The following is a 13,540-nucleotide window of genomic DNA, read 5'->3' as shown; positions in this document are numbered from 1 at the left end:
CGCGCCCGCNGGCCGCCGGGCCCTCGCTGCTTGCGTCGGCCTGGCCGAGCACGACGTCGGCGGGGGCACCGTCGCGGGCCGGTCGACCGTGCCAGATCAGCACCCGGTGGTTGCCCGAGTCGGCCACCACGAGCAGGTCGTCGCCGAGCCACACCCCGCGCGGCGCGTACAGCCAGGACGACGACGGCTGCGCCGCGGGCAGCGCCAGCCCCCCCGGCGCCGGCGCCCCCAGCCACACCGACGGCTCCCAACCCGCCGCCGGGTCGTCCGCGGCGGCGGTGACCGGCCCGGTGCCTCGGACGGCGGCCGCCGACCGGGGGGAACTCATGCGGGTCCGGGCGCGCCGCGGCGGCGGGTGATCTCGTCGAGCACGCCGCGCACCGCCAGCGCCGCGTCGTCCGCCCCGGACTCCTCGAAGATCGTTTGCGCCTCGCGCAGCACCGCGGTCGCCTGGTCGTAGGCGCCGAGATGGGCCAGGGCGTTGCCCTGGTTGGCCAGCGCGCGGGCGTGGCCGAGCGGATCGGTGTTCCGATCGCGGGCGACGATGACCTGCTGGTAACGGGCCGCCGCCTCGATCAGGTTGTCCTTCTGGTGCGCCGACGGCGCGTAGACCAGGGCGTTGGCCAGGTTGAGCTGGGTGCTGGCCCACTGCTCGGGGTGGGTCTCGGGGGTGTAGACGGTGAGCGCCGTGCGCAGGCCCTGGATCGCGACGCCGATGCGAAGCTGGTCGGACGCCTGGCTCATCGGCATCGCCAGGTAGGCGGTGGCCAGGTTGACCTGCACCGCGGCGAACAACTCCGGCGAGCTGTCCAAACTGATCAGCCGCAGCGCGGCCAGATAGTGTTCCACCGCGGTGCGCAGGGCCGCCGCATCGTCGCGGGCGCGCTCCTGGTGGGCCGCGCCGAGGGCCAGGCGCAGCTCGGCGCGGGCGACCACGAGATCGGTGGCGTCGAGGGCGGCGAGCGCCGNGGTCAGGTCGGCGAGGACGGCGTCGGTCGGCCCCTCGATGCTGCGGCGCAGGTCGGCCGCGGTCGACAACAGCTGCGCGGTCAGGCCCGGGGACGCCCCCCACGCCGCGGCGACGGCCCGGCCCAGCGCCCCCGCCGCCTCCCCGGTCCGCCCGGCGGCCATGGCGTGGGCGGCGTGCGCCGAGTGCACCAGCGCCGCGATCTCGCCGGTCTCCCCGGCCAGCGGCGGGGGCTCGGCCAGATCGCCGAGGGCGAAGCGGACCACGTCGACGAGGATCCCGAGCTCGGCCCCCAGCGCCTGGCGAAGCTGCGCGGGATCCTCGACCGGGGGGCCGCCCGGACGCAGGACGAACCGGTTGTACCGGTCGATCGGATCGTCGCCGTCAACCTGGGTCGCGGCGCCGACGACGTCCCCGCCGTAGGCCAGCTCCAACGCGAGCAGCCGCGTCGGCCAGGCGTCCGGGCGGCGCCCGGCGGCGAGCGTGCGGCGCAGCTCGGCCGTGTCGTCGCCGCCCGGCACCAGCAGGAAGCCGGCGGGCAGGGGAAACACCCCGACCGGCTGCGGCCGGGCGCAGTGCGCCGCCGACTCGGTGGCGACTGGGTCCGTGTCCGTGTCGGGGTCCGTGTCGGGGTCCGTGTCGGTCTCGGTGTCGGTCGCGGTGTCGCGGTCAGCCATGTGAGTCTTCCTCGCTGTGCGGGTCGGAAAGATCTGCGAGGATCAGCCGCTGCATCCGTTCCATCGCGCGGCGCACGGCCGGGGTGAGGTCGGCACCGGGCTCCAGCCCGCCGGCCTCGACGAGGTAGACGGTGACGTCGGTCGGGTAGTCGTCGCCGAGCAGCCACCGGCCGAAGGCGAGTGCCTGGTCCCAGCGCACCGCATGGGGGTGTGGCAGGTGCAGGGGAAGATCCGCAAGTTCCGCGGCCGGCACCCGGTAGACGGTGCCCGGCGCGGCGCCGGTGCGGGCGGCGTCGACGATCACGACCCGGCGCGCGCCGCGCATCGCGAAGGCCGTGTCCATCCCGGCCGTGCCGCCGTCGACCAGGCGCACCCCGGCCGGCACGCCCGCCTCGGCGAGGCGGCGGATCAGGATCGGTCCCACCCCGTCGTCGCCGCGCAGCAGGTTCCCGCAGCCGATGACCACCGTGTCGCAGCGCGGCGGCTCGAAGCCGGGCGGGTCGACCTGCACCCGCGGGCTGGCGGGCACCGGCTGTGCGGCGGGCACCGGCTGTGCGGCGGGCACCGGTCGTCCGGCGTTCAAAGGTCCCCGTTGATGACGAACCTGCTCAGTTCCCTGCCGGTCCGCCCGTCGTAGGCGTGGACCGTGCAGACCAGGCAGGAGTCGAAGCTGCGGGCCACGTGGCCGAGCTCCACCGGGTCGGCCGGGTCGGCGACCGGCGTGCCGACGAGCGCGGCCTCGATCGGGCCGGGTGTGCCGTCACCGTCGCGGGGCCCGATGTTCCAGGCCGTCGGCGTGACCACCTGGTAGTTCGCAATCTTGCCGTTCTCCAGAACNATCCAGTCGGACAGCGAGCCGCGGGCCGCCTCCGTCGAGCCGAAGCCACGCCCGTCGGCGCGCTGCACCGGCGTGGCGTGGAAGGGCTCGTGCAGGTCGATCTGGTCCAGCCAGGCGCGTACCCACTGGTAGTACTTGGCCGCCTCGTGCATCCGGGCGAGCAGGCGCACCATCACCGACGGGCCGATCGCGTCGAGGATGTCCCCGAACAGCGGGTCGTCGTCCTGGTGGTCGNCCGCGCCCGGGGCGGCGGCGGCGATTCGGCGGGCCAGCGGCCCGGCCTCCAGCGGCACGTACCCGAGGTTCGGCACGTCGTAGCGGGGGGACTTGGCCCAGCTGTACTTGCCCTGCTCGCGGCCGCGGACCGGGTCGATCGGGTTGGTCTCCCCNTCGAACGGGTGGCGCGCCGAGGTGCCCGCGTAGAACGAGTGGGTGACGTCCTCGCGCACCCGGGCCTGGTCGAACGCGCTGTAGGAGCCGCCGGCGTACACCCCGGAGCGGCCGATGAGCGCCGCGTTGCGGCCCTCGATCGTCGGCCGGGCGTACTTCTCGGGGGAGAAGTACGTGCCGGTCGCCAGGTAGTTGCCGATGCCCTGGCCGTAGCCGTCGAGGCCGATGTCGAGGCAGTAGCGCAGGAAGAAGCCGCAGTCGCTGTCGTGCTGGGCCTCGTTCTCGTAGATCCAGGCGAGCACGTCCGCCCAGGTGCGGTTGGCCAGCCAGCGATCCACCGAGCAGCCCAGCCACTGCTTCTCGAGCCACTCGGTCTTCCAGTGCTCCAGGATCGCGATGGAACGGGTCACGTCCGCGAGCGTCGGCGCGCACATCACCCCGCCGGGCACCATGAAGCTGGAATGCGGCCACTGNCCGCCGAAGATGGCGTACACCTCGATCGGCTTGGCGGACAGCACCACCCCCGGGCCGTAGCTGGACCCGGTGAACGGGGCGAACCGGCGCACCGCCTCCGGGTAGAGCTGCGAGGAGGCGTACCTGGGGTTGGTCAGGTCGATGGCGAACAGCGCGTAGAAGCACCGCGGGATGCTCTGCAGCGTCTCGCATGCCTGCGCGATGTTGCGGATCAGCGTCGCGTTCGGCGGCAGCTCGGTCTGCCACGCCACGTCCAGCGCGTACGCCGACTTGTACAGGTGGCTGCCGCCGCAGATCCCGCAGATGCGCGGGGTCACGATCAGGCCGGCCTGCGGGTCCTTGCCCCGCAGGATGATCTCGAAGCCGCGGAACATCGCCGCCTCGGTCCAGGCCGAGGCCACCACCCCGTCGTCGATCGTGACCCGGACGTCGAGGTCACCCTCGACGCGCCCCATCGGGCTGACGTTGAGATCGACGGTCGTCATCGACATCGCTTCTTTCCGTGTGCGTTCCTCGCGGGGCCCCGGGCGGGACGCGCGCGCCGTGGCGGCGGATCAGACGACGAACATGTCTTTCTTCGACCACTTCGGGGCCGCCGCCCGGGCGGCCGCCGCCTGGGCCAGATAGGTCAGGTGGCCGCTGCCCTCGGGGACCTCGCGCGGGATGACCCCGGCGACCTTCTGGGTCTGGAAGACCGTGCCGGGGGCGAGGTCGAAGAACGGGAACTCCGGCTCGGTGCAGCCGATGCACGGCATCCCGGCCCGGGTCTTCGACGACTGCCGGTTCCACAGGATCCGGTTGCACGGAGAGTGCGTCATCGGCCCGCGGCAGCCGAACTCGTAGAACAGGCAGCCCTGCCGCGTCCCGTCGCCGAAGGTCAGCGTCGACTGCTTGTACTCGAAGTACTGGTTACGGGTGCAGCCGGTGTGGGTGAACGTGGTGAAGAACGTCTGCGGCCGGTGGAGCTCGTCGAGCGCGATGTCGGCGGCCCGGCCGGTGGCCAGCGCCACCAGGATCTGCGTGATCCAGTCCGGATGGGCGGGGCAGCCCGGCACGTTGATGACGGGCAACCCGCCCCGCGAACGGAAGTCCGAGCCGAGGAACCCGCCCGGGGCGCGCTTGTGGAACTGCAACCCGGTGGAGTCGGTCGGGTTCGGCGCCGTCGCCGGGACCCCGCCCCAGCAGGCGCAGTCCCCGATCGCCACGACCACCTGGGCCTGGCCGGCAAGGTCGCGCACCCAGTCCTGCATCGGCCGGTCGGCGAACACGTCGAAGCGGCCGCTGCCGTCCGGGCCGCGCATCACCGAGCCCTCGAAGACGAAGATGTCGACCGGCCGCTGTCCCCGGGCGCAGTCCCAGAACAGCTCCCGCGCCTGCCCTCCGGTGGCCAGGCCCAGCGACGGATGCCAGAGCAGATCCAGACCGAAGTCGGTGATCAGGTCGATGACGGTGGGTTCCTCGGCGTTCAGGAACGACATCGTGTTGCCGCTGCACGCCCCGCCCTGAAACCAGAGCACGGATGACATCGGTGGTCCCTTCGTCGGATGGCCGGCANCCGGTGGGGCGGCGGGTCGCGACCGGTCGCCGCGCGCCTCGCGTCGCATGGCTCAGGCCNCACGAGGACTGCCGGCACAGCGACGCTACGTGCCCGGGAAGGGGACGCCGATGCGTCGTGTGCGGAGGCTGCCACCAAGGCGTGGTGGCGTTTGCCGCTGCGTGCTCGGCGGGACCACAGTGAGCCCGGCTGGGCGTCGGGGAGCCCGGCTGGGCGTCGGGGAGGGCGAGGCGGTGCACGAGCTGTCGATCTGCCGCTCCGTCGCGGGCATCGTCGCCCGCCACGCGGCCGGCCGGCGGGTGACCCGGGTGCACCTGCGGGTGGGGGCGCTGCGGCAGGTGGTGCCGGACACCCTCGTCTACTGCTGGGGACTGGCGCATGCCGACGCGGTCGGGGCCGAGGCACTGGCCGGGTCGGAGCTGGTGGTCGAGTCGGTCCCGGCCGGGGTGCGCTGCCGTCCGTGCGGCGCGTACAGCGAGCTGGCCGTGCCGGTTCTGCGCTGCGCCGCCTGTGGCACCGCCGACGTCGTCCTGGTCAGCGGCGAGGAATTTCTCGTCACCTCCTTCGAGGTGGCGACCGACGCCGTGGAGGCGTGACGAACAATGGGCAGATTCCATCCGCACTCGAACAGCCACCCGCACTCGAACAGCCACCCGCACTCGAACAGCCACCCGCACTCGAGCAGCCACCCACACGACGATCCGCTCGAGGACGGTCATTCCCGGGCCGGTTCGGTGGGGGACCATTCTGGCTATCGCACCGGCGCGGAAAGGGTCGAGGTGCTGGAGCGGATTCTCGGGGAGAACGAAAAGGTTGCGCGGGCCAACCGGGCGGCATTCGACGCGGCCGGCGTCACCGTGGTGAACCTGATGTCCGCGCCCGGCGCCGGTAAGACGACCCTGCTCGTCGAGACGCTGCGCCGCCTCGCGCCGCACCGGCGGATCGGCGTCATCGAGGGGGACATCGAGACCAGCCTGGACGCCGACCGCCTCGACGGGTTCGGCGCGTCGATCGCCCTGGTCAACACCGGCGACGGCTTCGGCGGGGAATGCCACCTGGATGCGCCGATGGTCGCCTCCGCGCTGCCCCGGCTGCCGCTCGCCGCACTCGACCTCGTCATCATCGAGAACGTCGGCAATCTGGTGTGCCCCGCCGAGTTCACCGTCGNGGAGGACCGGCGCGCCATGGTGTTCGCCGTCACCGAGGGCGAGGAGAAACCACTCAAGTATCNGGTGATGTTCCGCTCCGCGGATCTCGTGCTGGTCAACAAGACGGATCTGCTACCCCATCTCGACTTCGACGTCGAGGCGTTCCGGCGCAACCTCGACGCCGTCCATCCGGGGGTGGCGGTGCTCGCCGTGAGCGCCCGTACCGGTGCTGGCGTCAACGCCTGGTGCGACTGGCTCGCGGACCACGCCGGAGCGTGTGGCGCGACTCCGGCCCGGCGTTAGGCCGTGCCCTGATTTACTTGACATTTCGGCGTCGGCGGGAAATTCGGTGTTCCGTCTCCGGTGAGTCGGCGATCCCGAGAAGATCGAATATTGAGATCAGGGGGTGCTCGGCGCGTCGCGTCCGGTGATTGTGTCCGATCCGGTAGAAAGTCAGTGGTCGGGAATGCGGAACGCGGAAAGGTCGAGACATGCGCCCATCCAGCGGCAGTCGCAGGCATACACGTACCGCGGGTAAACGCCGGGCACTGGCCGCCGTCGCGGTGGCGGCCGCCTTCGGCTTCCTCACCACGGGCGCCGGCTGCCCGCCGCCCGGACAGCCCTGCCAACCCTATCCGCCGTCGTCGGCTGTCTGCTGATCCCGGCTGGAGTGGGAATCGACCGGGGNGGCCCGGGACCCGCGGTCGTCGGCGCACTGCCGATCCGGGCGCCACCGGGCACGTCCCGCCCGTGTTCCGACACGGCGTGAGGTAGCCGACACGGCCGTCTGAGATGCTGTCCGGGTGGATTCGGGGGAACGGGCCTGCGACATCTTCGTCTCCAACCTGCCGCAGGACAACGAGTGGGCCGCGTGGATTGCCTGGCAGCTCGAGGACATAGCCGGCTACNGCGTTCTGCTACCGGAGTGGGATGATGTGCCCGGCTCCCGTCGGATCGCCACGTTGGAGACCGGCCTGCGGACGGCGTCCCGTTTCCTCGCCGTCGTCTCCGCGCAATACCTGGATTCGCCCGTCGCGCAGACGGTGTGGCGGAAGGCGTGGGAGCTGGATCCCCACGGGGACCGTCGACAGCTCATTCCGGTTCGCATCGAGCCCTGTTCGCTGCCCGGCCTGATGAACGACGTCGTCCCGTGCGACCTGTTCGGGCTTTCGTCCGAGGTGGCGAAGGAGACGCTGGTGGCCGCGGTGCAGGCGGCGATGGTCGGACGGGCCCGGCCGAGCGCCGAGCCGGCGTTCCCGTGGGCTCGCGCCTCCCAGCACCGCCCTGGGTCGGGCGAGCCGGTGTTCCNGGGCGTGCCGGGGCTGCGCGGCCACGGTGACGCCGATCCGGCCCCGGTCGATCCGGTCCTGGCGGAGGCGGCCAACGAACTCGCCGAGAAGGTGGGCGTCCAGTGGAACGAGGAGTTCCGCCGCCGCCGCCTCAACGAGACGCTGCTACCGGTGCGCTGGGTGCCGGCGGATCCCGACCTCGTGACCGACTGGCCGACCCTGGTCGGCCTGGCCACCTCCGACAGCGCCGGCTGGCCGCCGCCGTCACCCGGTCGGTGGGCCGCACATCCCGGCGAGCTGGCCGGCGGTGGCAGCGACCTCGCCGATGTCCTCGACCGGGTCCCGACGGGCCGACTGCTCGTCCTCGGTGAACCCGGTGCCGGCAAGTCGGTGCTCCTGGTCCGCCTGGTACTCGATCTGCTCCGACGCCGCCGGCGATCCGGNCCGGTGCCGGTGCTGCTGTCGCTGGCGTCGTGGAATCCGGTCCTCCCGGACGGTGACGGGCGTTCGCGGGTGGGGGAGAGCTTCGACGACTGGGTGCGGGCCCGCCTGCGCGAGTACGGCCTGGGGACCTCGCCGGCAGGGCGGTCCGGCCCGGACCCGGTCGTCCGACGGCTGCTCGACGAGGGACTCGTGACCCTCCTGCTCGACGGGCTGGACGAGATCCCGGGCGACGTCCGCGGTGTGGTCCTCGGGCAGATCAACGACGGGCTGCGCAACGGCCTGCGGATGGTGGTGACCGCGCGCGTCCGGCAGTACCGGGAGGCGGTCCGGCTCTCGGCGGGCACCGAGATCCGGCTGACCGGAACCGCCGGGATCGAAATGTGTCCGCTGGAGCCGGGAGCCGTCGCCCGCTACCTGCGGGCCACCGCGGCGGGCCCGCAGACCCGCCGGCGATGGGAGTCGGTTCTACGGGTCATCAGCCCGGAAGGCGACGGACGCACGGATGGTCGTGCCACCGATCGGACGGCTGATCGGACCGCTGATCGGACCGCCGGACGCACCGTCGAGCCGGGCGACGATCCCCTCGCGGAGCCGGCCGACGAACCCGACCCGGCCGACGGAAGGGCTGCCGCCACCCTGCGGGGGGCCCTGTCGACCCCGCTGATGACCGCGCTGGCCCGAGCGGTCTACAGCCCACGCCCCGGGGAGCACAGCGGTGCTCCGCCGAACCCGGCGGACCTGCTCGCCCTCGGCCGGACCGGCGATCCGGCCGCGGTCGGCCGGCATCTGCTGGACCGGTTCATCCCGGCCGCCTATCGCGACTCGCCCCGCTGGCGGCCGGCGCAGGCCGAGCACTGGCTGACCTTCCTCGCCCGCCACCTCGAGCACACCCGTGGTGGCAGCCCTGATCTCGCCTGGTGGGAGCTCCCGCAGGCCGTGCCCGCGCGGCACCGGTACTGGTACGGATGTCTCGGTGGGCTGGCGATCTGGGCCGTCCTGATGCTGGGTCTGCTGGCCACGACCGGGGCGGCGCAGCTCGTCCGGCTGTGGCCGGGAGTCAGCGGCCCGCAACCGGGTCGCCTGGTTCTCCTGGCCTGGCCCCTCGGCCCGGTCTGGGCCGGCCTGCTGGTCTGGTGCCTGTTGGTGTCGGGAATCGCGTTCAGCTCCGTCGGCGGGGTGCGCCGCTGGGGCGTCAGGCCGCCGGCGCGGGCCGTGCGGTTCCGGNTTCGGCAGGCGAGTCCCCAGGTCGTCGCCTACAGCGCGCTGCTCGTGGTCGTGGCGATCGTGGCGAAGATGGCCACGGCAACCGGAGCCACGGCTCTCCTCGATCGGCACGGCCTGCCGGCCACCGTCGCGATCACGGCCATGGCGGTCCTGCTCGCGGGCCTGACCGGTGTCCTGCTGAGCGCGACCAGGACGCAGACGGCCGACCTCACGACGGCCTCGGACCCGCGCCGGCTGATGGCGGACGACCGCCGGGTCTTCGGCACCCTTCTCGCCGTCATGGTGCTGGGCACGTTCCTCGGCACGGGCGCGTGCCTCAGCCTGATCTGGACCGTGACGTCCACGATCCCGACCGGAGCGGCTGTCGCAGTCGCGGCCTTCCTGGCCGCCCTGTTTGCGCTCCCCGCCGGTCTGGCGGTGGCGATGGGGCGGACGGCCTGGGCTCCCTACACGGTCGTGCGGTGGCGCCTCGCCCGACGGGGGGTTCTTCCCCGACAGCTCGTGGAGTTCCTCGACGACGCGCACCTGCACCGGGAGGTGCTGCGCAGGGTCGGCGCGCTCTACCAGTTCCGACACCTGGAGCTCCAACGCCGCCTTGCCGGCGTCGCCGAGGATCCGGTGACCGCCCACTTTGCCGCGCAGACCCGCGCGCAGGAACAGGCGCGGCTGGGCGACCTCGCCGCGATCATGCCGGTGCTCACCGAGCGCGACGCGCGTCCCGAGGGGAGCATCCCGCCCTCGAACAACCTCGTTCTCGGCGAGGTGGNCGACAGCATGCTGGCGGGACACCGGGCAGGCCTGATCCTGCTCGGTGACGCGGGCGCGGGTCGTGTGACCGTGCTGACCGGCCTGGTGAACGTCCTGCATGCCCGACGCGAGCCCGGCGGACCGGTGCCGGTTCTGCTGCCCGTGACCTCCTGGCAACCCGAGCGGATGGGCTTCCCCGACTGGCTCGAGCTCGAGCTCAGGCGGCGCCATCCCTGGCTGACGTCGTTCGAGGCCGAGGTCAGCCGCGCTCGCTCGCTCGTCGACAACCGGCGCGTCCTGCCGGTCCTCGACGGTCTGGAAGCGCTGCCCGCGCAGAGCCGCGTCGCCGCACTCACCTCGATCCAGCAGTGGCTGGGCGACACGCTGCCGCTCGTCCTCGGAGCCGACGAGGAGTGCCTCGCCGCACTGGGAGGATGGTGCCCGCCGGCCGGGGCCTGGGTGATCGACGTGCACCGGCCCGGGCCGGTCGCCGTCGCCCGCTTCCTGGCCAGGACGTCGATCGCGCCTGCCGCGCCTGCCGCGCCTGTCGCGCCTGTCGCCCCTGTCGCCCACCTGCCTGCGCGGTGGGCGGAGATCGTCGCGATGCTCGCCGAGGAGCCCGCGTCGGCGGTGGCCATGGGGTTGCGGGACCCGGCCGCAGTCGACCTCCTCCGATCGGGCTACGGAACGCGGATCGGTGAGCCGCGGTTCGAACCGCCCGATCCCGCCGAGCTGCTCGACCGCGACCGGTTTCCGTCAGCGGCGGCGGTACGGATGCGGTGCGCGCACCAGTTCCTGCGGGCGACCTGCCGCGGCGGTGACGGCGTGCCCGACGTGGCTCGCGGTGGCGGGGATGACTCGGCCCAGGCCCGCATGCACACGCTGCGCTTCCTGGCCGGGCGCCTGGCCGCGGACCGACGCGTGGCCCTGGGCTGGTGGGATCTGNAGCGGGCCGTGCCAGCAGCGATCCGGCTGCTGCCTTCGCTCGCCTTCGGTCTTGTCCTCGGGATCGAGGTGTCATGTCTGAGCGGCTTCGCAGTCGGCCTGCCGATGGGTGTCCTCTGCGGTCTGGTGTTGGCGTGGGTGCGGCGTCGGGACGCGTCACAGCCCCGTTCCCAGACTCTCAAGATGGTGACGTTCTGGACGCCGTGGCAGTCCCGTCCGCGGCGTCCGTCACCGACCGATCGTGCGCCCGCCGGAACCGTGGGCGACGATCCGTGGACGTCGTTACGCCAGGACCGGCNCTACGCGCTCTACGTCGTCGTGCCCGGCGGGATCCTCCTCGCCGGATGGAGTGGCTACTTCGCCCTGTTGTTCACGTCCGTCCATGTGTCGACAGCAGTACTGCTGCTCGGCTCGGTCGGCGGCGCGGTCGCCGCGCTGGACACCCCCTGGGGCCAGTTCGAACTCGCGCGCCACTGGCTCGCCTGGCGCCACGCGCTGCCGGTCGACATCCTCGGTTTCCTCGAGGACGCCTGCGAGCGCGGAGTGCTGATCCAGACCGGCGGCGTGTGGGAGTTCCGCCATCGGGATGTCGCGGCCTACCTGGCTTCCCCGGCGGCGGACTGAGCCGTGCCCGAAACACGGCGCAGTTCTTGCGACGTGTCCGCACCGCGGCGTTCGGGCGGCCGGTCAGAAGTCCTGTCCGTCGGGATCCCGCGTGGCGGCGGGGGCGTCGCCGCTGGTCACGGCGGCCGGCGCGCCGGTGAGCTCCGGCCTGCCCGGCAGGTTCGGCTGTGGTCCGGCCCAGGTGCCCCGCAGCACGGCCACGGCGTGGTCGTAGGCATCGTGGGTCGGCAGCAGCCGGCGGATGTTCAGGGGCAGCAGGTCCTCGCGGTTCGTCCGGCCGCACCGGGGGCAGGTCTGCTGGTTCAGCGGGAGCAGCACGCCGCAGCCGCCCTCCTGCGCTCCGCAGCGTCGCCAGTCCCGGCCGACCTCGATGTGTCCGACCGGCTGCCAGCGGCGCGACGCCGTGGCTGGCCCGATCGTGGTGGTCGCGCCGGTTTCCACCAGGGCGGACGCCCCCGGGCGGAACCATCGTGCGCTCCTCCTCGCGGTCCATCGCGATGACAAGGCGCAGCGCCTCCCTAATTGTCCGGGTACTACCTATCTTGCGGTGGTTCCCTGGCCTCTCCGAGGGAATCGCCTGGCGACGCTGGAGGCAAGCGAATGGCACTTTCGGGTGATGCGTGGCCTCCGCGCACCTGCGCAATCCGGCTGGGCCGCCGAAACCCGGCAACCCCTGTGATCTGCGCGATCACCGCCGCTACCGCGTGGGCGATGCGTGCGTCGCCGCCGTGGCCGCCGAGGGACTGCGCTTTCGGCTAACCCCGATGCCGCGCCGGGGCAGCGCCCGTCATCCCAGCGGCGCGGACGCCCGCCGCACCGAAATCCTCGGCTATCACCCGTGGAATGTCGATCCCTCGCGGTGCGCCGTCCCTGAGGTCGGCGCCCACAGCGTCACGGCGCGCTCGGATGCCGGCCTGTCCGCTCGAGCGCGGTCCGGCGACCCTTCGCCGGTGGGTTCGAGGCGCATCCGGGGCCCGGATGGCGCTGCGCCGCCATACTTGTTCCGGGTCTGTGAGCGCGCACGACGACTGCACGATGACGAGTCCGACGGGGGTTCGATGGGGATGTCCGGCCACATCTTTCTGATGGCGCTCACGGTTTCGAACATGCTCGTCCAAGGTCCGTTGGCCAAGCTTGTGCGTTCCCGGTATGGCCAGGGCGGCGCAACCAGGATGCTCGATGGTGCTAGTGGCGTCTATGGATTGATCTTCACTGTCTGGGCGTCGGTCGCCTGGGGCTTCCCCTGGCCGGGCGCCGGCGTCGGCGCGGGAATGCTCCTGATCGTGCTGGGAACGTGGCTGTACCGGCGCCGCGAGGCGGGGAGNCTCCGGGCATCGGCCGGGCAACAGACTGTGCCCGGNCCGCGCGAGCCGGCATAGGCAGCCGTCGCGCGAGGCGGCCGCGAAGAAGAGCAACCACAGCGCCTGCGTTGTCCTGGGGTGAGAGGGCCGAGCCGACATCGCGGTGTCCACCGGTGTCCACCGTCGGTCCGTAACAACCAGATACATCCCCAGATCTTCCTCGACGCAACAGGTGGACAACACCGGGAAAACGCCGAGCTCCGGGCTGGAGTCGCTAGTGTGCCTGGTCGTATCCGTTCGACACTCCCGCCCCCCGGCGCCTGGGACGGCCTTCGCTTTTCATACGATATGAGCACAAGGTTGTCCGCCTGCGTCTTCATCGGAGGGCGTCGGCCTGGGGGGATGCCGGATCGGTCCGGTGGTCTTGGTGGAGACATCGTGGGGGGAAAAGCGGCACCGTCCGGAAAGGTGGCACGGTCCGCGCCGGACGACCATTACCATCACCTGGACGCGTTACGCGGCATCTTCATGCTGGGCGGAGTCTTCGTCCACGCCTCGACGCTCGGTGACGATCCGGTCTTCCACGGGATTGCCTATGCCTCCGGTCTCTTCCGGATGGCGGACTTCTTTCTGATTTCCGGATTTCTTTCCGCGATGCTCGTCGGGAAGTACGGACCCGCGCGCACGGTGCGCCGCAGGCTCGCCAGCGTGGGAGTGCCCTTCCTGTGCACCCTGGTTCTGTTGAATCCCACCGCCCTGTGGCTGAGTTACNACTTCCACAACCCGGACGTCTCGTTCCTGGACTTCCTGCACGGCCGCACCGTCCCCGAACCCGCGGGTGAGCTGCGCTGGCTTCTGCAGCTGTGGTNTCTCGTGGCGCTGCTCGTCTACGCGCTGTGCACCCCGGCGGCCNTGAG

The 13,540-nt window shown here is 72.2% G+C and carries 7 protein-coding genes and 10 pseudogenes; 7 read left to right on the top strand and 10 right to left on the bottom strand.

The annotated features are described in order from the left end of the window. Positions 1–10 precede the first annotated feature (10 nt). From UK94_RS58490 to UK94_RS19500, 9 genes and pseudogenes are all read right to left on the bottom strand, one after another. A pseudogene (locus UK94_RS58490) lies at positions 11–328 on the bottom strand (hypothetical protein); the annotation flags it as partial. Between the two features lie 641 nt (positions 329–969). Beyond that, positions 970–1,644 (bottom strand): annotated as a pseudogene (locus UK94_RS58485) (hypothetical protein); the annotation flags it as partial. After that, positions 1,637–2,209 carry a hydrogenase maturation protease gene (locus UK94_RS19510; RefSeq protein ID WP_063822609.1) on the bottom strand — a complete coding sequence of 191 codons (573 nt, stop codon included), beginning with the start codon at positions 2,207–2,209 and terminating at the stop codon, positions 1,637–1,639. The gene UK94_RS19510 and the pseudogene UK94_RS58485, both read right to left, overlap by 8 nt. Positions 2,210–2,223: 14 nt before the next feature. After that, positions 2,224–2,481: pseudogene (locus tag UK94_RS58480) on the bottom strand (nickel-dependent hydrogenase large subunit); the annotation flags it as partial. Position 2,482: 1 nt separating this feature from the next. Continuing rightward, positions 2,483–2,716 (bottom strand): annotated as a pseudogene (locus tag UK94_RS58475) (cytochrome-c3 hydrogenase); the annotation flags it as partial. A 1-nt stretch (position 2,717) separates the two neighbouring features. After that, positions 2,718–2,871: pseudogene (locus UK94_RS58470) on the bottom strand (hypothetical protein); the annotation flags it as partial. A gap of 1 nt (position 2,872) precedes the next feature. Next, a pseudogene (locus UK94_RS58465) lies at positions 2,873–3,345 on the bottom strand (cytochrome-c3 hydrogenase); the annotation flags it as partial. Position 3,346: 1 nt separating this feature from the next. After that, positions 3,347–3,720: nickel-dependent hydrogenase large subunit (locus UK94_RS58460; RefSeq protein WP_235488796.1), on the bottom strand; the 374-nt coding region annotated here is incomplete at its 3' end. Between the two features lie 180 nt (positions 3,721–3,900). Further along, the gene (locus tag UK94_RS19500) at positions 3,901–4,872 is read right to left on the bottom strand and encodes a hydrogenase (RefSeq protein ID WP_041939002.1); all 972 of its coding nucleotides are present in this window, start codon (positions 4,870–4,872) and stop codon (positions 3,901–3,903) included. 208 nt (positions 4,873–5,080) lie between these two features. Here UK94_RS19500 and UK94_RS19495 point away from each other — a divergent pair, with 208 nt between their 5' ends. From UK94_RS19495 to UK94_RS58450, 4 genes and pseudogenes are all read left to right on the top strand, one after another. Continuing rightward, positions 5,081–5,497 (top strand): hydrogenase maturation nickel metallochaperone HypA, encoded by a 417-nt coding sequence (locus UK94_RS19495; RefSeq protein WP_231861567.1) that lies wholly within the window; start codon positions 5,081–5,083, stop codon positions 5,495–5,497. Between the two features lie 6 nt (positions 5,498–5,503). After that, positions 5,504–6,068 (top strand): annotated as a pseudogene (gene hypB, locus UK94_RS19490) (hydrogenase nickel incorporation protein HypB); the annotation flags it as partial. Position 6,069: 1 nt separating this feature from the next. Beyond that, positions 6,070–6,131: pseudogene (locus UK94_RS58455) on the top strand (hypothetical protein); the annotation flags it as partial. Between the two features lies 1 nt (position 6,132). Further along, positions 6,133–6,352: GTP-binding protein (locus UK94_RS58450; RefSeq protein ID WP_313949551.1), on the top strand; the 220-nt coding region annotated here is incomplete at its 5' end. A gap of 5,033 nt (positions 6,353–11,385) precedes the next feature. Here the strand turns inward: UK94_RS58450 and UK94_RS19480 are convergent. Further along, a complete protein-coding gene (locus UK94_RS19480; protein WP_041939003.1) occupies positions 11,386–11,763 on the bottom strand; it encodes a hypothetical protein in 378 nt (125 codons plus the stop codon). Between the two features lie 1,208 nt (positions 11,764–12,971). Between UK94_RS19480 and UK94_RS58445 the strand changes: the two are divergent. The 3 genes and pseudogenes from UK94_RS58445 to UK94_RS58435 form a co-directional block, all read left to right on the top strand. Further along, positions 12,972–13,394 (top strand): annotated as a pseudogene (locus UK94_RS58445) (acyltransferase family protein); the annotation flags it as partial. A 1-nt stretch (position 13,395) separates the two neighbouring features. Then, positions 13,396–13,491: pseudogene (locus UK94_RS58440) on the top strand (hypothetical protein); the annotation flags it as partial. A 1-nt stretch (position 13,492) separates the two neighbouring features. Beyond that, the coding region (locus tag UK94_RS58435) for a hypothetical protein (RefSeq protein WP_235488793.1) at positions 13,493–13,535 on the top strand (43 nt) is incomplete at both ends. Positions 13,536–13,540 lie beyond the last annotated feature (5 nt).

Source organism: Frankia sp. AvcI1 (genome assembly GCF_001420875.1).
GTDB lineage: Bacteria > Actinomycetota > Actinomycetes > Frankiales > Frankiaceae > Frankia > Frankia alni.
Note: the sequence above shows the minus strand (reverse complement) of the source record. Positions and strands in the feature narration are given on the sequence as shown.

What these genes read in the sequence shown, in the direction of transcription:
- UK94_RS19500 (WP_041939002.1), bottom strand. Translation starts at nt 4,872, where the DNA reads ATGTCATCCGTGCTCTGGTTTCAGGGCGGGGCGTGCAGCGGCAACACG.